The organism is Paenibacillus artemisiicola, assembly GCF_017652985.1.
GTDB lineage: Bacteria > Bacillota > Bacilli > Paenibacillales > Paenibacillaceae > Paenibacillus_Z > Paenibacillus_Z artemisiicola.
This window is the reverse complement of the sequence record NZ_JAGGDJ010000001.1, coordinates 473,647-494,786: the sequence shown is the minus strand read 5'-3', so window position 1 is coordinate 494,786 and position 21,140 is coordinate 473,647. Positions and strand designations below refer to the sequence as shown.

At 61.1% G+C, this 21,140-nt stretch carries 15 protein-coding genes; 7 read left to right on the top strand and 8 right to left on the bottom strand.

Going from position 1 to position 21,140, the window contains the following annotated elements:
• Positions 1–18 precede the first annotated feature (18 nt).
• The 3 genes from I8J29_RS02175 to I8J29_RS02165 are packed head-to-tail and all read left to right on the top strand — an operon-like array spanning position 19 to position 3,776.
• Positions 19–1,509, top strand: a complete 1,491-nt coding sequence (locus tag I8J29_RS02175) for a spore germination protein (protein ID WP_208845935.1) — start codon at positions 19–21, stop codon at positions 1,507–1,509.
• Position 1,510: 1 nt separating this feature from the next.
• The gene (locus tag I8J29_RS02170) at positions 1,511–2,662 is read left to right on the top strand and encodes a Ger(x)C family spore germination protein (protein ID WP_208845934.1); all 1,152 of its coding nucleotides are present in this window, start codon (positions 1,511–1,513) and stop codon (positions 2,660–2,662) included.
• Between the two features lie 10 nt (positions 2,663–2,672).
• A complete protein-coding gene (locus I8J29_RS02165; RefSeq protein ID WP_208845933.1) occupies positions 2,673–3,776 on the top strand; it encodes a GerAB/ArcD/ProY family transporter in 1,104 nt (367 codons plus the stop codon).
• Positions 3,777–3,824: 48 nt separating this feature from the next.
• Here the strand turns inward: I8J29_RS02165 and I8J29_RS02160 are convergent, their stop codons facing one another.
• Positions 3,825–4,862: an ABC transporter substrate-binding protein gene (locus tag I8J29_RS02160; RefSeq protein WP_208845932.1), complete on the bottom strand. Its 1,038-nt coding sequence runs from the start codon at positions 4,860–4,862 to the stop codon at positions 3,825–3,827.
• Positions 4,863–4,982: 120 nt separating this feature from the next.
• Positions 4,983–6,032, bottom strand: coding sequence for an iron-hydroxamate ABC transporter substrate-binding protein (locus I8J29_RS02155; RefSeq protein WP_240545821.1), 1,050 nt, complete (start codon positions 6,030–6,032; stop codon positions 4,983–4,985).
• A gap of 202 nt (positions 6,033–6,234) precedes the next feature.
• Between I8J29_RS02155 and I8J29_RS02150 the strand changes: the two genes are divergently transcribed.
• Genes I8J29_RS02150 through I8J29_RS02140 form a run of 3 tightly spaced genes read left to right on the top strand, consistent with a single transcriptional unit; the run spans position 6,235 to position 9,708 of the window.
• Positions 6,235–7,575, top strand: coding sequence for a spore germination protein (locus I8J29_RS02150; protein ID WP_208845931.1), 1,341 nt, complete (start codon positions 6,235–6,237; stop codon positions 7,573–7,575).
• Positions 7,568–8,635 carry a GerAB/ArcD/ProY family transporter gene (locus I8J29_RS02145; RefSeq protein WP_208845930.1) on the top strand — a complete coding sequence of 356 codons (1,068 nt, stop codon included), beginning with the start codon at positions 7,568–7,570 and terminating at the stop codon, positions 8,633–8,635. Before I8J29_RS02150 ends, I8J29_RS02145 begins: the two co-directional genes overlap by 8 nt.
• Positions 8,632–9,708 (top strand): Ger(x)C family spore germination protein, encoded by a 1,077-nt coding sequence (locus I8J29_RS02140; protein ID WP_208845929.1) that lies wholly within the window; start codon positions 8,632–8,634, stop codon positions 9,706–9,708. The genes I8J29_RS02145 and I8J29_RS02140 overlap by 4 nt, the downstream gene beginning before the upstream one ends.
• Before the next feature lie 148 nt (positions 9,709–9,856).
• Here the strand turns inward: I8J29_RS02140 and I8J29_RS02135 are convergent, their stop codons facing one another.
• The 6 genes from I8J29_RS02135 to I8J29_RS02110 all read right to left on the bottom strand — a co-directional run bounded on the left by I8J29_RS02135 (position 9,857) and on the right by I8J29_RS02110 (position 17,733).
• Positions 9,857–12,115, bottom strand: a complete 2,259-nt coding sequence (locus tag I8J29_RS02135) for an ATP-binding cassette domain-containing protein (protein WP_208845928.1) — start codon at positions 12,113–12,115, stop codon at positions 9,857–9,859.
• Between the two features lie 364 nt (positions 12,116–12,479).
• Positions 12,480–13,682, bottom strand: a complete 1,203-nt coding sequence (locus I8J29_RS02130) for a macrolide family glycosyltransferase (RefSeq protein WP_208845927.1) — start codon at positions 13,680–13,682, stop codon at positions 12,480–12,482.
• Positions 13,683–13,841: 159 nt separating this feature from the next.
• Positions 13,842–14,042, bottom strand: a complete 201-nt coding sequence (locus tag I8J29_RS02125; RefSeq protein ID WP_208845926.1) for a hypothetical protein — start codon at positions 14,040–14,042, stop codon at positions 13,842–13,844.
• Entirely contained in the window at positions 14,039–15,142 is a 1,104-nt protein-coding gene (locus I8J29_RS02120) for a GerAB/ArcD/ProY family transporter (protein ID WP_208845925.1), read from the bottom strand. The genes I8J29_RS02125 and I8J29_RS02120 overlap by 4 nt, the downstream gene beginning before the upstream one ends.
• A 13-nt stretch (positions 15,143–15,155) precedes the next feature.
• Positions 15,156–16,277, bottom strand: coding sequence for a Ger(x)C family spore germination protein (locus I8J29_RS02115; RefSeq protein WP_208845924.1), 1,122 nt, complete (start codon positions 16,275–16,277; stop codon positions 15,156–15,158).
• A 7-nt stretch (positions 16,278–16,284) separates the two neighbouring features.
• On the bottom strand, positions 16,285–17,733 hold the full coding sequence (locus I8J29_RS02110) for a spore germination protein (protein ID WP_208845923.1): 1,449 nt from the start codon (positions 17,731–17,733) through the stop codon (positions 16,285–16,287).
• Positions 17,734–18,019: 286 nt separating this feature from the next.
• Between I8J29_RS02110 and I8J29_RS02105 the strand changes: the two genes are divergently transcribed.
• Complete coding sequence (locus I8J29_RS02105) at positions 18,020–21,130, top strand: discoidin domain-containing protein (protein WP_208845922.1); 3,111 nt, start codon at positions 18,020–18,022, stop codon at positions 21,128–21,130.
• Positions 21,131–21,140 lie beyond the last annotated feature (10 nt).

Below are 21,140 nucleotides of genomic sequence, written 5' to 3'. Positions count from 1 at the left end.
TAAGGGGGTCGTGCGGACATGCGCGCTTCGCGGAATCCCGTCGTCTATCCCCGGGAAACGATCGGCGCCGGCTTGGACGAGAACGAGGCGCTGCTGCGGCAGCTCTTCGCGCATTGCTACGATATCGTCTATCAACGGGTCGAGCTCTCGGAAGCTTGCACCATGCTGATGGTCTATGTTGACGGCCTGATCGACAAGAACGTCTTCCAATCGCCGCTCTTTCAATCCTGGGTCTTGGAGAAGGCGCATTCCGGCGCCAAGCAAGCGGTCGATTATCCGACCGTGAAGGAGCATTTCTCCGTCGTGCGGCCGATCCGCGGCGAGAGCAGCCTGCGGGAAATTACCGAATCGATCCTGCAGGCGCATCTGGCCGTGTTCGTCCAAGGGGAGAACGAAGCGCTCCTGCTCGATTCGTCCGGCTGGGAGCACCGCGCCGTCGACGAGCCGGCCAGCGAGATGGCCATTCGCGGCCCGCGGGAGAGCTTCACCGAGACGCTTCAAGTCAATACGAGCCTGATCCGCAGACGGATCCAAACGCCGCAGCTCAAGCTGAAACCGATCAAGCTCGGCACGATGACCAAGACGAACGTCGTGATCGCGTACGTGGAAGGACAAGTCCGTCCGGAGCTGCTCGAGCTCGTCATGCGGCGCTTGGACGGCGTGCGGACGGAAGCCGTGCTGGAAACCGGCTATATCGAAGAATTCATCGAGGACCAATCGTTCAGCCCCTTCCCGCAGACCATCAACACGGAACGCCCGGATATCGTGGCGGCGAATCTGATGGAAGGCAAGATCGCGATCTTGACCGACGGGGCGCCGCAAGTCTTGATTTTGCCGATTACGTTCTGGACGGCCTTTCAAGCGGCCGAGGATTACTATGAACGGTTTATGTACGCGACGCTCGTGCGCTGGACCCGGTACATCCTGTTCGTCGTGTCCTTATACTTGCCTTCCCTGTACGTAGCCGTGACGACGTTCCATCCGCAGCTGCTGCCGACGAATTTCCTGCCGAACATTACTTCCGCGCGCGAAGGCGTGCCGTTTCCCGGCGTCATCGAAGCGCTGCTGATGGAATTCCTGTTCGAGGGCTTGCGCGAAGCAGGCGTCCGCCTCCCCAAAGCCGTCGGCTCCGCCGTCAGCATTGTCGGCGCCCTCGTCATCGGGGAAGCCGCGGTCAAGGCGGGCATCGTGTCCGCGCCGATGGTCATCATCGTCTCGATTACCGGCATCGCGTCCTTCGCCATCCCGCGGTACAACATGAGCATCCCGTTCCGGATCCTTCGGTTTCCGCTGCTCATCGTTTCCGGGGCGCTCGGGCTGTACGGCATCGCCGTGGGCACGCTCGTCATCTTGGTCCACATGGCCCGATTGGAATCGTTCGGCGTTCCCTATCTGTCCCCCATCGCCCCGTTCCGGCCGGACCAAATCAAAGACGTGCTCATTCGGGCGCCCAGGGTGAAGCTGAATTCGTTCAAGGCGATCCTCCGCGGCAAGCCCCTTAGGAGGTAATATGCGACGTTTACGATTCGGCTGGCTGGCGGCGCTCCTTCTGCTGCTTCCGCTGACGGGATGCTGGGATCGCCGCGAACTGAACGACCGCTTGTTCGAGCTCGGATCCGGCGTCGACCGGTTGGACGACGGATCGCTGCTGCTCATCGGGCAATTCATGCTTCCGAAGCAGTCCGGGGATGCCGGAGGCGGTAACAAGCCGTCCTACTTGGTCGAGACGGGCACCGGCAAAACGGTGTCCGAATGCCTCCTGGACCAGCAGCTGAAGCTGTCCCGAAGAATCACCCGCGGACATCGCAATAATATCTACTTCGGCGAGAAGATGGCGAAGTCCGGGATCGCCGATCTCATGGACTCGGTCACCCGGGATCCCGACAGCCGGCTCAAATCCGATATTTGGGTCGTGAAGGGCGGAACCGCGCTCGACTTCATGCAGGTATCCTATCCGCTCGAGAATATGCCCGCGATCGCGCTGTCCAAGATCCGCCATATCATCGGCAAGAAGACCGGCAATTCGCTCCTGGAGATTCTGATCGAGGAGAACGTCCCGGGCAGCGGACCGACCCTGCCTGCCGTCGAAGTCGTCTACGATGCGAAGCTGCGCAAAAAAACGATGCAAATCTACGGCAGGGCCGTGCTGAACCGAAAACAGGGGCTGGCCGGCTATCTGAATCGGATGGAATCCGCCTATCGGTTATGGATCACGGGCGAAACGGAGCGCATCCCGATTACGGCAAGCGCGCCGATCGGACAAGGCGCGTTCAATACGAACATCACTCGGCTGGGCAGCGACATCCGCACCGCGGTCCATGACGATCGGGTCGACATCGACGTCGACTTGAAGGGCAGCGGCGTCATTCTGGAAAGTCTTCCGGACTCGGACCTCCGCAAACCCGAGGTGCTGCGCGCCTTCGAAGCCGAATTGAACCGCCGCGTCGAAGAGGACCAAGCTGCCGTCATCCGGAAAGCGCAAAAGGAGCTGGGCGTCGACGTGTTCCACTTCGGGCAAGCCGTGAACCGTCAGCATCCCGAGGCGTGGGCACGGCTGGACGCGAAGTGGGAGCAGGCGTTCTCGAACGCGAAGGTAACGGTTCATTCGCGCGTCAAGATTCGGCGCATCGGATTGCAAGGGCCTCCTCCGAATAAACCGTAAGGAGCTCGAGATGAAGCTGACGAATTATCAATTGTTTTGGCTGTTGTTTTCGATGGAGTCCGGGATGACGGTCATGCTCGTGATCTCCCCGACGTTCCAAGCCGCCCGTCAAGGCTCGCCGCTAGCCGCCCTGCTGGCGGGGGGCGCGGCCCTGCTCGCTACCTTCGTCGCGGCCAAGCTGAGTCTGCTCTATCCGAACGACACGTTCGTCGAATACGTACCGAAAATCATCGGCAGGTGGCTCGGCAAAACGGTCGTCTTCGCCTATCTGCTGTTATGGATCGCCGTCACCGGCATCGTGCTGCGCGAATACGGCGATTTCGTGCACATGGCCTTGTTCGACAAGACGCCGTTATGGGTCATCCTCTTGCTCATGCTGCTCGTCATTGTCTATGCGGTAGACGGCGGCATCCAGATCGTCGGGCGGTGCAGCGAAGTCATCGGTCCCATCATCGTCTTCAACGTCATTTTGTTCCGCCTCCTTTCCCTGAAGGATCTCCACGTGGACCGCCTGCTGCCGCTTATGCCCGCCGGAGGACTGATGCCGGTGTTATCCGGTATCACGCCCGCGGCCTCCTTCATGTGCGAATCGGTCATGATCGTGATGCTGATCGCGTTCGTCGGCAATAAACGGAAGACGGTCGCCTCCGGCTTGTGGGGCGTAGGGCTCGCTGCGCTCGTGCTGTTGAACACGGTGATGGATACGATCATGATGCTCGGCAGCAGCGTCCCGGCCAAGCTGCAATATCCCGTCTACTCGCTCAGCCAGTACATCTCCGTCATGGAATTCGTGCAGAATCTCGATATCTTCCTGGTCGTCGGCATGAGCTTCACGGTCTTCGTCAAGCTCGGTCTCTACCTGTTCATCACGAGCCACGGGACGGCGCAGCTGTTCCGGATCAAGAAACGGCGCCGCCTGCTCGGGATCGTCGCCGCGCTCGTCCTGGCCGTCGCCCTGTTCCCGCGCAACGTCGACGAGTCCCAGGTGAATTTCCCGCACTTCTGGAAGACCGTCGCCTACCCGGTGTTCTTGTTCGGGATTCCGCTCCTGCTGTGGACGATCGGCAGCGTGCGTAGCCGGATGAACCGGGCGGACAAGCCGTCGGCCTCTTGAGCGGCGCGTAAAAAAAGCGCCGCGGATGCGGCGCCGAATCATTTCCGATCATTCCTTCTCCTCGAGGACGTTCGTCATCTCGTCCAACAGCCAGTCGAGCGTCATCGGATCGGTAAAGCCCCACTTGCCGTCCACGACGTGCGCTTTGCCGTTCTTCACGGCGGGAAGGCTCTTCCAGATCGGCCCGTCGACGAGCTCCTCCGCCGCCTTCTTCGCGTCCGCGTTGTCGCCCGGCACGAGCAGGAACATGTTGTCCGCCGCGTATTCCGGCAGCACTTCCAGGGAAATCGTCTCCCAGAGCGAGTCCGGCTTCCGGTCGAACAGCGCCGTGACCTTCGGCGGTATGGCGAACCCGAGCGCGCGGTTCATCGTTTGGCCCAGCCATTTGGGGCCGTACAGGTACAGCTGTTTATCCTGGTACATAATATACGCCGCGGCGGTCTCGCCCGGTTGGATGACGGACTTCAGCTCGTCCCGCTTTGCCTTGGCCTTGGCTTCATAAGCCGCGATCCAGGCCTCGGACCGTTCGGATGCGCCCGTAATGCCGCCGATCGCGCGCAGCTTGGCGAAGACGTCGCTGCCGTAATCGATCGCGAAGACGGGCGCGATCTTCGACAACGCGTCGAGATCGGCGGCTTCCAAGAAGTTCGGCACGAGGATGATATCCGGCTTGAGGGCCAGCGCCTTCTCGAGGTTGACGGCGCCGCCTTCCCCGCCGATGTCTTCGACGCCCCGCAGCTGCTCCGGGGTCAGAACTTCGGCGGCATTGATGAAGTTCGTGCCGACTAGCGGCAGGCCGAGCGCGGCGGCTTCGGAGGCGAAATAATGCGCGATGATCCGGCTCGGGTGCTCCGGAACCGCGACCTCGCGTCCCATGGCGTCGGTCACGGTACGCGCCGCCGCCGCGGGTTTGTCGGCCGCGGGCTTCTCCGTCCCGGCATGCGCAGCTTCCGTTTCCGCCGCCGTCTGGTCCGCTTGCTCGCGCGCCGTGGACGAATTCGCGGTATTCGCGCCGCCGCAGCCGCTAAGCAATACGGCGATCATGATGAAGATCAAATAAACAATCGCGGGCTTGTTCGTGAACATGACAAAACGTTCCCCCTACCGGACGTGGATGGTTGATTTCGTAGGAATAAAAATCATTGCCTGTGCGGCGGCGGCCGATCGCCTTCGTTCGCGCGAAGCGCGCCGCGAATCTTCCGACGTTTACGATTTCGCGGACAGCAGGCTGTTCGCGATAAAGTCCAACTGCGCGTCCAGCGATACCGGGTCGTTGTATGTATCGGCTTTCGGGTTCAGTTGGAACACATGCCCTGCTTTCACGGCGGGCAGACCTTGCCAGATCGGACTGTCGTAGACGATCTTGGGATCGCTCGTATCCCCCGACCACGGGCAGGTGAAGATGATGTCGCCGGCGAACTCCGGCAGCTTCTCGAGCGAGATCGAAGCCCAGCCCGTTCCGCTGTCGATGGCGGCCTTCTGCGCTTCCGCCGGCGCCTTCAAGCCGAATTCCCCGTAGATGATTTCGCCGCCGCGGCCGTAATTATGCCCGAAGACGTACAGCCCCTTCGCGTACGGATTGAGGATGGATACGGTTTTGCCGCCGACGGCATCCTGAATTCGCGGCTTCAGCTCGGCGATCTTCTTCTCCCATTGCTCGACCCACTGCTTGGCTTCGGTCTCCTTACCGGTCAGCTTGCCGAAATCTAGCATCTGATCCTTGTCGTTTTTCTTCCCGTATTCGATCGCCACGACAGGCGCGATCCGCTCGAGCTGCTCGATGTTTTCCGTTCCGGCGTACGTTACGATCAGATCGGGCTTGAGCCCGAGTATCTTCTCCGGAGACGCATCGCTGCCGATGTCGGCAACGCCGTCCAGCATCCCGCCGAAATACGGATTGTTCATCGCGCCGTCTCCGATGCCGACCGGCTTCGCGCCGAGGGCAAGGAAGTACCCGGTGTAGAAATCGGTCAAGTCGACGATCCGCTTCGGGTTCTTGGGCACTTGGACGTCGCCGTTGCCCGCATGGAACGTCATCGTATCCGCATCGCCAGAGGCGGTGTTTTGGGCGGGATCCGAAGCCGTATTCGAAGCGGCGTTGTTCGCCTGCTCGTTGCCGGCATTCACGGCGTTCCCGTTCCCCTTGGCCGAATTCCCTTGATTCGCGACCTCGGGCGTTTTCCCGCATGCGCCCAGAAGCAGCGCCATACCGAACGAAAGCAAAACCATGAGCGGCAATAATTTGGATCTGTACAACCTGATTTCCTCCTACGTATGTAATTGATATTGATTATCATTATCAAAATAGCACAACTTTTCATGCGTGGCAACGTCGAATCGTACGGTTCCGTTCCCCTTCCCGCTTCGCAGCCCCCCTTCCCGGTCGACCCGGCCTTGCATATTCCCCTGGCGCATTGGCGAAGATAAGGGATATTCATCCAGCCGGGAGGAACGGATCATGACAAGCCTGGTGCAACGGCTAAGCAAGACGTTCGAGCACGACAATGACTTTTTCGCGATTCCCGCCTATTTGTCGGATGCTCCCGCCATGCTCATCGGATTCAAGTCCCTCATCGACGTGCCGAGCACGAAAATCGGGCTGCAGCAGCACTGCGAATCCGCCTCCCTCGCCCGAATGAGCCTGGACCGGCTCAAAGCCTCGCTCGGGGACGTCAAGCCCGATCTCGCGGACGAAGGCGAAGCGATCGGCGCCATCCTGAAGGGCAAGCTGCTCATCTGCTTCGAAGAGGACTCCGCATGCGTCATCGCGGATCCGGTTCTGAAGAAGCTGGACCGTCAGGTCGATCAGCCGACGACCGAGAACGTGCTGCACGGCTCGTTTAACGCGTTCATCGAAGATTCGCACGCCAATATCGGCATTCTTCGCAAGCAGGTGCAATCGGAGAAGCTGCGGGTCCATACGTACGTCATCGGAAGCGAAGAGACGACGTCGCTGTCGCTGCTCTATTACGACGGCAAGGCCGATCCGGCCTTCATCGCCAAGATCAAGCATCAAATCGAATCCAACCGGAACCGCTGCGTTCGCAACTTGCAAGGGCTGGCGAGGTACATGGGCTTCAACGCGTGGCGAACGCTATCGAATTTCACCCAAACCGAGCTTCCGGAGGAGACGGCCCGTTACTTGCGGGAAGGAAGAGCCGTCCTGCTGCTGGACCAGTTCCCGATCGCGTTCGTGCTTCCCGGACTGATCCTCGACGCGTTCTTTCTGGAGAGCGACCGGAACATGACCGTGCCGCTCATGGTGTTCATGCGCAGCGTGCGATTCGTCGGCGTCATGGCCACGCTGATCCTGCCGGCGCTGTACGTCGCGCTCGTCTCCGTGAACCCCGAGGTGCTTCGCATCGAGTTGGCCGTATCCATCGCGCAATCCCGGGAAGGCATCCCGTACCCGGTCTTTCTCGAGATCGTGCTGATGCTCATCATTCTCGAGCTCATCATCGAAGCCAGCGCCCGCTTGCCGCAGCGCATCGGACCGACGATCACGATGGTCGGCGGCATCATCCTGGGCCAGGCGGTGGTGCAGGCCAAGCTGGTCAGCAACATTCTCATCATCATTCTGGCGGCGGTCACGATCGCGAATTCGACCATCGTCGGGCTGCCGCAAACGATCGCGCTGCGCAGCGCCAAGTATATGATCGTCGTGCTGGCCGCGCTGTTCGGCGTGATGGGCATCCTGGAAGGCTTGGCTTTGGTGTGCGCCTACTTGGCGAGCTTGACGACGTACGGAGTCCCTTACGTCAGTCTGTATAAAACAAGGAATGCAAACGATCATGGATAGAAGCTGGCAAATCTTCGTGTTGTATATCCTCATCCATCTGGGCCTGATTTTCTTTCTGTATCCCCGCGACGTCATCGTCAGCGCGGGCGAAGGCCATTGGGTGGAGATCCTCTTGAATTACGGGATCCATCTGCTGGCGATCGCGGTCTATATGAAAGGGCTCGGCTATTCGGGAGACAACGACATCATCGGTCTATTCTTCCGCGCGGGCAAACCCGTAGCTTTCCTGATTCTGGTGCCGCTGGCCCTCTACTTGTCCGTCACCGTCGTATTGGTCGTGCGGATTCTGGCCGAAGTCGTCATCGTCGTCTTTTTGTCGAAGACCCCGATCTGGGCGCTGGCGGCGCTCTTTTTGGCCGTCTCCGGGTATATCGCGTCCAAGGGATTGGAAACGCTGCTGCGGACCGGCATCCTGTTAAGCTTCTTCTGCCTGCCGGTCATCCTGTTCATCTTCGCGGTGTCGTTTCAGAACGTCGACTGGCGGTACATATTCCCGCTCCGGAACGATTTCTCCTTCGTCTCCGACATGCATTATTGGCAAAGCCTGCACCCGGTCGCCGCCGGCTTTTCGTTCCTGGGCTTCGTGAAGCCCCATTCGACGTTCAGGAAAAGCCGGATTTACTTGGCGTCCGCCCTGCTGTTCCCGTTCTTTTTTTTCGCGGTGTACATTCCCCTCCTGACGTTCGGCCAAGCCACGTCGTCGACGTTCGATTTCCCGTATTCCGTCGCGCTGGATTCGATCTATTACAGCTGGCTGGTCTTCGACAAGGTGACGATCTTCTTCTTGTTCGGCCTCGCGAATTTCACGATGCTCTACGTCGCCGTGTCGCTCTGGCAGCCGGTTCGGATCGTGCACCGCTGGTTTCCCGCCTTCAAGCCGGTCTATATTTTGCTTACGCTGCTGGCGGCCGCGTTCGTCTCGTGCCTCTGCATTCCGGATTGGCGCACCGTACAAACTATTTTCGCCTGGAACGCGTATCTCCGGTTCTACGTCCTGATCCTGCTGCCGCTCTCGACCTTGCTGCTCGGGCTCCGATTCCGGGCGAAGGTGCACGCATGAAGCCGGTCGCGCCGCGTCTCCTGCCGGCCGTCGCCGTCCCGCTGCTCTTTCTCGGCCTGTTGACGGGCTGCTGGGATACCCGGGACATCAATCATCGGGCGCTGCCCGTCTGCATGGGCATTGCGAAGCAAGCAGGTCTCTACCATGTGTATTTGCAATTCCCCGATCCGGTCAAGGACGGGCTCCAGCTCAAAGTCGTGTCGGATTACGGGCATACGATTACGGAGGCGGTGGATGCGATCAGCGCCAAGATGACGAGCGACGTCGACTTGCCCGAGGTCAAAGTGATCATCATGGAGCGAAGCTACGCGGAAGCGGGCATGAAGGAGAGCATTGACAACTTTATGCGCAACGACCACATATCGGCCAAGGCGCTGCTCGTCATCAGCGACGAACCGCTCGAGTCCCTGTTCGCGTTCATGGTGAATTCGTTCAAGCCGACGGCGACGGCCATCTACGACAGCATCGAGAAGAACGCGGGATGGAACCCGCAGATGGCCTTGACGCGCGTATGGGAGGTGTACCGCAGCATCCACTCGTACACGCGCGACGTGGCGATTCCCATCTTCAAAAGCGGCGAGAGCGGCACGTTCGACTATGACGGCTCCGCCATCTTATGCAGCGGCAAAATGGTCGGCCGCATCGACCCGGACGAGACGCTGCTCGCCAATATGTTCAACGAAGAAAGCGCCCAAGGCCGCATCGAGGTCATGAACAGCGCCAGCGTCCTGATCCTGCAGGACACCGTTCGCATGAAGGGCACGTTCGTCAACGGCCAGCCCGGCGTGATCCTCGACATGACGATCCGGGTGTCGGTGCTGGAGAAGAAAGGCGACTCATCGGCGGCGCTCATCGGAAAGGAGCTCGAACGGCAGACGGCCGAACGCGTTCAGCGGATGTTCGCGAAGCTGCGCAAGAGCAAATCGGACATTCTGGGCATCGGCCAGGAATTCCGCAATCTCATCCCCCGGGATCGCCTCAAGCATTGGCGCACCGACTATTTGCCCCGGCTGCAGGTCGACGTGCGCGTGCATCCGATCATTCAGAACGAGGGAAATTTGACGAGCTCCTAAGGCGCCATCACCGGCGGTTTGAACTTGCGCTTAGCGGAGAGATCGGTCGCGCCGGCCTCCCGGCGACAACGGAAAAGAGCCCTGCGTCCTTCCGGTCGCGGGCTCTTTGTCGTATGCTGCTATGGCGTTCGGACGAAATTCGGATGAATTATTCCGCGCTTAAGTAACGCCCCGTAATTGAATGCTCCGCGCGGACGATCTCGGACGGCGGGCCTTCGAACACGACCTGGCCGCCTCTGCTGCCGCCGTCCGGACCCATGTCGATGATCCAATCCGCTTGGCTGATCACGTCGAGGTTGTGCTCGATGACGATGACCGTATTGCCGGCGTCGACGAGCCGGTCCATGATGGCCTGCAGGAGCCCGATATCCGACATGTGCAGGCCGGTCGTCGGCTCGTCCATCACGTAGATGCTGCCCTTCTTATGCAGCTCGCTCGCGAGCTTGATGCGCTGGCATTCCCCGCCCGAGAGCGTGCTGAGCGGCTGGCCGAGCGTGATGTAGTTCAGCCCCACGTCGCTCATCGCCTGAAGCTTGCGGACGACTTCTTTCAGCTGGAAGAACTCGCGCGCCTGCTCCACCGTCATTTCCAGCACGTCGGCGATGGACTTGCCGTTCAGCTTGTACGCGAGCACCTCTTCCTTGAACCGTCTGCCTCCGCATGCTTCGCACGGCAGCTTCACGCTGTCGAGGAACGCAAGGTCCGTGTACACCACGCCGAGCCCTTGGCAGTTCTCGCAGGCGCCTTTGGAATTGAAGCTGAACAAGCCTTGGTTCACCTTGTTCGCGGAAGCGAACGCCTTGCGCACGTCGTCCATGATCCCCGTATAAGTCGCGGGATTCGAGCGCGTCGACACCCCGATCGCCGATTGGTCGATGACGATGGCATCCGGGTGCTGGCCGAGGAACACGTCGTTGATCAGCGTGCTCTTGCCCGAGCCGGCGACGCCCGTCACGACGGTCAGCACGCCCGTCGGGATATCCACGCTGACGTTCCGGAGGTTATGCAGCCGGGCGTCCTTGACGGACAGCTTCCCGGCCGGCCGCCTGCAATCCTGCTTCAGCCGGAGCGGCCGCTTCATGTGGGTGCCTGTCAGCGTGTCCGCCTCCAATAAGCCCTGGAAGCTCCCTTCATACACGATATTGCCGCCGCGGCTGCCCGCGTGCGGCCCGACGTCGACGATATGGTCCGCCACCTTGATGACGTCGGGATCATGCTCGACGACGATGACGGTGTTGCCCTTGTCGCGCAGCTTCCGCAGCAGGTCGTTCAGCCGGTGCACGTCGCGGGGATGCAGGCCGACGCTCGGCTCGTCGAAGATGTACGTCACGTCCACGAGGCTGCCGCTCAGATGCTTCACCATCTTGACGCGCTGCGACTCGCCGCCGGAGAGCGTATCCGTCTCGCGGTCCAGCGTCAAATAATCGAGGCCGATGTCGACGAGATGCTGCAGCCGCTCCGCCAGCGATTTCACGATCGGCGCGGCGACCGGGTCCGCGATTTCCCGCACGGCGCGGATGAGCTGGCCGACCTCCATGGCGGACATCTCCGCGATGTTCAAGCCGTTGATGCGGCAGCCGAGCGCGGCCTGGCTGAGCCGCGCGCCGCGGCAGCTCGTGCAGGGGCCTTCGGAGATGAACGGCGCCACGGTTTGCTGGGTGCGCTCGGATTTCGTCTTCACGTCCTGCTTGATGTACTTGTTGGTAAACTTCTCGATGATGCCTTCCACCGTGATGTTGACGGGTTTGCCGGCGAACTGCGTCTCGATTTTTTTGGCTTTGGCGTAGAGCAGCTCATCCAATTCCGCTTCCGAATAGTCGCTCAGCTTCTTGGCGGGATCGAAGCCCGACTGTACGATCATGTTCCAATCCCAGCCGTCCACCGTATAGCCCGGCAGCAGGAGCGCGCCTTCGCTCAGCGACTTGGACAGGTCCACCGCCTTGTCCAGGTCGACGCCGAGCCGGCGTCCGAGGCCGTTGCACTCGGGGCACATGCCCTGGGGATCGTTGAACGAGAACAGATTCACCGGTCCGACGCGGGGCTGGCCCACGCGGGAGAAGAGCAGGCGGAGGATGGGCGAAATGTCGGTAATCGTGCCCATCGTGGAATGGGATCCGCCGCCGAGCCGTTTTTGGTCGACGATGACGGCCATGCTCAGGTTCTCGATCGCGTCCGTATCCGGCTGCGGAACGCGGGGCAGGAACGTGCGCACGAACATGCTGAAGTTCTCGTTCAGCAGGCGCGTGGATTCCGCGGCGATCGTATCGAAGACGATCGACGACTTGCCGGAGCCGGATACGCCGGTGAAAATGGAAATTTGCCGCTTCGGGATGCGCAAGTCGACGTTTTTGAGATTGTTTTCCCTCGCGCCGGAGATGACGATATACTCCTGATTGGTTTCGCTCATGCTTCGTTCCTTTCGCTTGGTTTTTGTCGGGTTCCATCACATTGTACCATTCATCCGGAAACGACGGCGGCCCCGAATCGAAGAAAATACGAAATAAAATCTTGGCTAACCCGATGCCGGAATCGAAAGGTCCCGACAACGCGCAAGCCGGCTGCATGCCGATCGCAGCCGGTTAACGCGAAGCGCCATGCGCTGCGTTCAGGACCGCAGGGATCGAGAAGATTATTCCGCGGGCAGCTTTGCCGGCTCGCCGCTCCTGTTCGTCCAACCAACGGAAAACAGCCGGTCGATTGACCGGCTGTCGTCGCTGGAGGGGAACGGCGATTCGGCGGCGCGCTTGCCGGCGGCCGTTCGCGCGCTTGCCTTAATTCCGATGGCGTTCCATGAAGTCGAGTATTTCGTCCGCCGCTTGCCGATAGCCGCCCGATTCCCGCAAGGACGCCTGCATCGCGGCCGCGGCTTCCCGGTAGGAAGATTCGCGCAAGACGTGCCCGACCGCTTCGCGAAGCCGCGCGGCGGTCAACTCTTGCGTCTCCAGACGAACGCCCGCTCCGATTCGGGCGACTTGTCCCGCGACGATCGGCTGATCCGCGCTTTGCGGAATGACGACGAGCGGCACGCCGTAATAGAGACCTTCGTGAACGCTGTTCATTCCGCCGTGCGTGACGAACAGCTTCGCGCTTTGCAGCACGTCGGGTTGCGGTACGTACGGCCGGACGACGAAGTTGTCCGGAATGTCCCCCAGCTCCTCCGCCCGGACCCGGCTCCCGATCGAGAGGACGACCGCATGCTCCGTGTTCCCCAGCGCCTCGAAGCAAAGCCGGTAAAAGTCGGCGGCCTGGTTGAACACGGTGCCGAGCGAGATATAGATCGGGCGCTTCGCCTTCAGCGCTGCCAAATCAGCGTCGTCCGCCGCGGCGCGCGGAGCGATCGACGGGCCTACGAAGCGATGCGAGGGGCCGAAGGCGCCGCCGTCCGGCTGAAACGCCCGCGTCGTATACACGATCGTCAGCGGCGCGGGGTTGCAGAACGCCTCGTACGGCGAGCCGATTTCGACGCCATAATCGGCCTTCGTTTTCTCCGTTAGGCGATGGTAGGTTTCGTGCATCCGCTCTGCGATTTCGGCCGGAACCCGCGCGGCGGAAGCGGCCAGTACGCGTTCGAAAGAGGCTTCCGTCTGGGCAAACGACGTGCACGAGCAGACCGCCGGCAGCTTCAGCAGCCGCGCGAGCAGCCGCCCGCAGCCGAACATGGAATCGTGCACGAGGTAATCGAACCGCTCGCCTTCGATCTGCGCCAGCACGCTCGGCACGACGACGTCCGCCGTCAGAAGCAGCCCGTTGACCCGTTCCAGCAGCGCGATTCTTCCGCCGGCGAGGAAGGCTTGCATGAACTTCCCTTCGTCGATCGTCCGGACCTCGGCGCCCGTCTCCTCCACCCGTTCCCGATAGGCTTCGATGCAAAAATACACGACCTCTTCCCCGCGGGACGCTAGCTCCCGCACCACGCCCAGGGTCGGATTGACATGCCCCTCCGATCCGGGGTTGATCACCAATACGCGCGCCATGCGCTCACTCCTTCGGCTATCGGCGCCGGAACAAGATGCGGTTCGAGGCCGTAACGAGACCTCGAGCCGCTCGCATTCATTATGAAGGGAAGCGGATCGCCGGACAAGCCTGCAGCCTCCGATCGTTCGTCATGCTACCCCATTCGCCCGCTGCGTACGTCACAGGAAGTAATCGATGACGGTCGCAATGGCGCGGTTGACGTCGAGCGGCCGCTGCAGAAGCAAGCTCCCCCACAAGATGCCGCCGATCGTCGTAATGGTCACGAACAACGCTTTTTCTTTTCGGGTCGCGCGCATGGCTTTCATGGCGAAGAACCCGGCGGCCAGAAACGCGGCGTACAGCAGGACGAGCCAGATCATGCCGCCGCCTCCTTCGAACGGTCGGCCCGGCCGCGAAACCAGGAAGCCGCGAGGAACAGCAGCGGAAATCCGAACGCGAACGGCACGTAGTAGTAGAACAAATAGCGTTCGACCCATTCCGCGTTCTCGACGATATTGGCGAAGAAGAGCGCGTACGCGGAGATGACCCACACGAGGGGATACGCGATGGCGGCGCGGTTCTCGACGGCGAACAGCTGGCAGATCGCCGTCACGGCGAAGGAGAACAGCACGCTGAGCTTCACGAACACGAGGAGCAGCGCGATGACGGACACGACGGCCTCCAGATGCTCGATCAGGCTGGAAAATTCCATTTCGCGGAAGATGATATAGATGGGATACGTCAGGTGCGAGCCCCGGTATACGCCGAGGATGCCGACGGTGAAGAAGAGCGACAGCGCGAGCTGGAGGCCCATGAAGGCGATGCCGCCCAGGAAGGCGGCGCCGCGGCCGCGGCGCACCAGCGGGAACGCCATCAGGAACGCGACGGTCTCCATGAACGGAAAGCCGAGCGCGTACTTCGTCTGCGCGAACGTCGGCCACCATTCGAGCGTCCCCGGATAATCGAAGTTTCGCCAGTCCCATTCCCGCAGCATGACCGTAAACGGCGTCCAATACGCGATGGTCAGAAACGGAAGAATCACCACGCTCACCAGCGCGATCGTATCGATGCCCTTGATGACCGCGTAGGCGCATACCAGCAACGCGACGATATTGAAGATGGCGATCGGGGTACGGGGCATCAGGTTAATCTGCATGTAATCGCTCATGTTGCGCGTCACCCAAGCCGCGAGCTGAACGAAAAACGCGATATAGCAGACAGCCACCGCGCCTCCCGCATACTTGCCGAGGGCGCGCCGGGCGATTTGGACGAGCGTCATCCCGGGATACCGGCTCGCAACGTACAGCCAGAAGGCGCCGGCGATCACGCCGAACAGCACGCTCCACAATTCGACGACCCAGCCGTACTGCCGCGCCGCGGAGATCAGTCCGACGGGAAGCAGGATGAACGTCGTTCCCGCCACGAACGCGGCCGTCATCGCGAATAAGGGCCAGCCGCCGAGCTGCTCAGGTTTTTCCATGTCGTCTCTCTCCTTATTGATAAGGCGTTCTCGTGTTGCCGAACCAGATCGCCTTGGCTTGAACGTCGAACGTCACGTCGACGTCCCGCCACTTGCCGCGGCCTTGCCTTGTGTCTCCGATGCCGAGCAGATCCCAGTCCTTGTCCTTCGCCAGCCGGACGAATTCCTCGGCGTGCCGTTGCACCGCGCGGTTGTACGCCGACTCGATCTCGCGCGCGTTCCGCGAGGTAAGCGGGATCTTCTGCTGATTGAACAACACCCGCAGATCCGCGCGGATCGCGATGCGAAGCCGCGACGGTCCCCAGTGCCGGCTAACCTTGATATGACTGGCTTCCACGTCCACGCCGGCGCCGTTCACGGTCAGGCGTTCGAAGCTCCGGCTCGCCTCGCCGTTCAGCACGAAATAGCGCGTCATCGTATTGCGATCGACTTTTCCCGTCATTTTCGCATGGACGAACACGGCGCCGTCGGCGAGCTCGAAGCCGGGATTCGCCCCTTCGATGCGCTCCACGCGGTCCGACTGGGAGGCCGGCCGGTCGCCATGGTAATGCAGCATCGGAAGGATCGTCGGCCGGCTGAGCGGGATCCCCTCCGCGATATCCTTTACCTGCGTCAGCTTGCGGTTCATGCCGATCAACCGCGACTGCCAGTCGATCAGCATCCGGAGATTGCGCCCGGGGATCCGATCGAGCGGCGTGAAGGTATCCATGACGTTGTTCAGCGGCGCGTCGGTGACGACGGCATACACGTTGGTCCGTCTGTCGGTGTACATTTCCAAATAGTTGATCAAATCGTTGAGCCCTCTTCGCGCGTACCGCTCCGTGAGCACGTAGCACTGCAAGTGAGGCGTGAACAGCATCCGCGACATGATCGTGCCCGTCTTCTCGGTGAACAAGCCGGGGCTGTCTTCCGTAACCGAGTACGTATACACGGACGCTTTCGCCGGCCCGGATTGCTTGGCCGATATGCTCGTCGGATTGATGATCTGGTAGTACGCGACGAGCTTGCCGGTCTTCGGATCGATGTCGACCGCGGTCAGGTTCACGATGGCCAGCCGATTGATTTCCCGCATATCCCAGCAGCCCGTGCAGAGCAGCAGCAGCATGACGGCCAGCAGCATCCGCAGACGTGTCATAAGCCGCTCACCGCTTGGACTTTCCCGGCCGAAGCATGGCAGGGCGCCGGCTCATCGCCGGCCTTGGCGCGCGCACGAACGTATCCTTCCAATCGGGCAGGTAGAGCGGCGCGAACGGCGCGAAATACCGGACGCCGAACGAACGCAGCGACGCGAGATGGATCAGCAGGAAAAAGAAGCCGCACATGAGCCCGAACAAGCCCAGCGTGCCCGCGAGAAGCAAGAACGCGAACTGCACGATCCGCTGCGCGATGCCGAAGCTGTACATGGGCGATACGAAATTGCAGATTGCGGTGAGCGAGACGACGATGACGATGGCCGCGGAGACGATCCCCGCCTCCACCGCCGCTTGGCCGAGCACGAGCGCGCCCACGATGGAGATCGCTTGTCCGGCGATCCGCGGCATCCGAAGACCGGCCTCCCGCAGGATTTCGAACGTGAGCATCATCATCATCGCCTCGAGAAACGCCGGGAAAGGCACCCCTTCCCGCTGGGCGGCCAAGCTCGCCAGCAGCGGCGTCGGGAGCAGCTCCTGGTGATAGCTGACGACCGAAACATAGAGCGCGGGTATGAAAATCGACAGCAGGAAGGCGGCCATCCGGAGCCAGCGCAGCAGCGTCGCGATATCGGCGCGCTGGTAGTAGTCCTCGGGCGTGGCGAACAGCTGGAAGAACGTCAGCGGACCGGCAAGCGCGATCGGCGTCCCGTCGGTCAGCACCGCCGCCTGCCCTTCCAGCAATTTCGCGGCGACAGCGTCCGGGCGCTCGGTGGCCATCAATTGGGGGAACGGCGTCAACGACTTGTCCTGAATCCATTCCTCGATGTAGGCGCTCTCCAATATGCTGTCGGTTTGAATGGCCCGCAGCCGCGCGCGAAATTCGTCCACCAGCCGATCCGAGGCGATGCCGCGCATATAGGCCAGGCAGACGATCGTTTTCGTCTCCGTCCCGACCACCATCGGCTCGAAGACGAGCTTGTCGCTCTTCACGCGCTTGCGGATGAGGGACAGATTGCGGATCAAATCCTCCACGAATCCCTCCCGCGGTCCGCGGATCGCCGATTCCGTGCTCGGTTCCTCCACGCTGCGCTGCTCCCGTTTGCAGACGTCCATGGCCAGCGCCTTGCGCGCCGGAAGAAGGATCAGCGCATGACCGTCCAGCACCGCTTCCACGCAGGCGTCGAGCCCGTCCTTCGCCTTCACTTGCCCATGGAAAATGCGATCCTGCAGCCAGTCGGACGGCTCGCCGCCCGGGCTGTCCGCATCCGGCTCCCGCGCGGCGTTCAGAATCGGACGGATGATGACCTCGTCCACCAGCTTCTGGTCGACGAGCGATGATAGATAAAGGCAGGAAACCTCGAGTCCTTCCCGCGTCCGAAGCCGGCGGCATACGACGTCCGGGGAGACGCCCAGCCGTTCCATGACCGCTTCCGCGAGGTCCTGGCGTTGCTTGTTCATGTGGAAAACTTTCCCTCCCTCTTCCTTTCAGTCAGGGTTTCCAGAAAGGATGGCGTTCATTCCGGGCGGGCGGTTGCAAAATATTGAACATCGCCAGCACAAAATTTTACATTATGCTTCCGGCGGCCGGACAGTAAGATAGGCTCTAGTACGGCAAGACGTACAATTTTTGGAAAGGAGCGTATGACGCGGAACCACGGCCAAGGGCGCCATCGGACGTACGCGGCGCAGGCCGGCTAGCGAGATTGGATCGACGATTATCACACAAGTAGGAGGAAATTGAGGAATGAAACGGAACCTTCTAGGACTTTTCGCTTTGATCTTCCTGTTTTCCGTCATGATGCCCGGCGGTCGCGCGCATGCCGACGCCGAACGCATCAAGGTTTCGCAAACGGGCAATATTGTAACCGCTGTCAATAACAAAATCGCCGTCAGCTACGATCTCTCGTCCGGCCGCGGAAGTTTCAAGCAAGGCGGCACGACGCTGATCGCGGATTTTTACTCGGATTACGAGCTTGCCGGCTCGACGGATCGCATCCACTCGTACGATCCCGGCACGCGGACGGCGGCTTGGTCTTCCGTCGGCAGCGATAAATACGGCAAGAACGGCCAGCGGCTGACGATTACGAACGCCTTGGACTCGGGCTCGGCGATCGTGCTCCGGCTGACGATGTACGACAATCAGTCGTATCTCCTCGCGGACATGACGGTGAACCAGGCGGCGAGCCAGGCGGTCGCCGTGCTCGAGCCGATCGCGGCGGATAATCTGGATATCGGCGCGGGCGCCGACAAGCGGATCTATACGACGCCGTATACGAACAACTACGACTTCGGCGTGGCGCCGGTCAACGACTTCGGCAAGAGCCAAAACGGCTACGACAAGCCGGCCGGCGTGAACGACGTCTGGGGACCGTTCAACGGCACGAGCTACTGGGTCGCGGGCATGTTCGACAACGCCGGCAAGCAAGGCGTCATCGCGGGCGCGGCCACGACGACGAACTGGAAGAGCATGCAGCATCTCGGCCAGGCGGCGACGGCGGGCGGGCCGCTGACCGGATTCTCCGTGTACAACGCCGGCGGCCAGCAAAGCGGCGCCTCGGTATCGTCGGACCGCTTCTTCCTCGGCTACTTCGACGACTACCGGACCGGACTCGAGACGTTCGGCAGCGTCTACGCCGCCGGCGAACCGATGCTGCCATGGAGCGAGCCCGTGCCGAAGGGCTATAATTCCTACTACAACTACTATGTGGGCGATTACGGCACGGCCGACGCGCTGTTCGGCATGACGGATTATTACGCCGATCACCTGAAGTCGCTCGGCTACACCTATATCAACTTGGATTGCTGCTACCAAGGCGTCAAGGACAAACCGGTTCTCGACAACCTGCACGATTACGTGAATTTCGTGCACGGCAAAGGCTTGAAGGCGGGCTCGTACGCCGCTCCGTTCGCCATCTGGGACAAGCTGACGGACACGGTGCCGACAACCGCGTACACGTACGGGGACATCGCCTTGAAGGACGCGAACGGCAACATCGTCATGTCGTACCTCAACACGCCGATCGTCGACGCGACGCATCCCGGCGGACAGGCTTACTTGAAATGGCTCATGGACTATTACTTCGTGGAGCCCGGCTTCGATTACGCCAAGCTCGACTTCCTCGATTTCGGCATGTTCGAGGGCAGCTTCCACGACAAGACCAAGAACGGCATGCAGGCGTACCGCATCGGCATGCAGGTCATGCGCGACGCGCTGCTCGCCGCGCCGCAGCGGATCTTCATCGACGAATCGATCGCGCCGCTCCTCCCTTCCGGCTATGCCCACGGCCGAAGAACGGGCTGCGATACGTCGATCGGCCTGAACGACAATGCGGGCCTGCAGTATTCGGGCATGGAGCGCCAGGCGCTGAACGCCGCGGCTTCCTGGTGGACGAACGGCACGCTGTATAAATACAACGACGCCGACATGGCCATTCTGGAGAACGTGGTGCAGGGCGTCTACGGCAAAACGACGCTGAACCAAGCGACGCTCCTCTCCACCGCCATCGTCATGGGCGGCGGCCACTTGCTGCTCGGCGACCTCGTCCCGTTCATCACGGAAGACCGGATGAAGACGATCGTCATGAACAAGACTTTGATGGAAATCGCCGATCTCGGGCAGGCCTCCAGGCCGGTCGACATGACGAATTTCTATCATAAAGGCGAGCACTCCCCTGCCGTTCTCTACATGAAGGACAACCGGGACAAGCACGGCGACACGATCGTGAGCCTCTCCAACTGGGATATGAACAACAGCGCTCCCGTCGTCGTCAATTTCAAGGATCTGCAATTGAAGGAAAACGTGCCGTACATCTTGACCGACGTGTACGGCGAGACGAAGCTCGGCGCGTTCAAGGGCAGCTATTCGCGCACGCTGAAGCCGGGCGAGTCCGTCATCCTCCGGATCGCCGACAACGGCTCCCGCGCCGGCGTCGACGCGCCCGTCAACCTGGCGCGCGGCGCGGGCGTCACCGCGACGGCTTCCACCGAATACGACGGGAGCACGAGCGCGTCCAAGATCATCGACGGCGACGTCTCGACCCGCTGGAGCGCCGCTTGGAACGACGGTAATTTCGCGAACCAATGGGTCGAGATCAATTTCGGCGCGCCGACGGCCGCCAACCGCGTCGTGGTGTACGAGCACGGCTACGGCAAGCAAGAATACGAGACGTGGGAATACGCGCTGCAATATTGGGACGACGCTTCGTCCAAGTACGTCGACCTGACGAAGGGCATGATCCTCGGCGATCGCCGGCAGCTCGACTTCCCGACCGTCACGACGTCCAAAATCCGGCTCGTCATGAAAACGAGCCACTGGCTCGACTCGATGAACGAGATCGAGGTCTACAACGTGCCGGGCAATACGGGCTCCGTCATTGACCAGGACGACAGCGGCGTTCCGTACGCGGGCTACTCGGACCTTCGCGGGCAAGTGCAGCGGATGCAGACGTTCTCGCTGACGAGCGGGTCCCTGCCGAAGCTCGACGTGTACTTCTACGAGAGCTACGTCAACAAGCTGCCGGAAGATAATCTGTACATCGACATCGTGGAATTGGACGCCGGCCTGAAGCCGGCGAAGACGTTGTTCACGACGGCCATTCCGCCGTACAACATCGTCGGCTCGCCGCAGCCGTACTCGATCTTCCCGCGGCTGACCGGACTCGACGCGAGCAAGAAGTACGGCCTGATCTTCCGGTCGCCGAACGCGAAGGACGACGGCTCGACGGATAACAAGTACGGGCTGGGCTACGTCAACCAAGACGTATACGCCGGCGGCATCGCCCAATATTCCGGCGACGGCGGACAGACCTGGCAGCAGCAGCCGGACACCGATTACATCTTTACAATTTACAAATAAGCCGATCTTG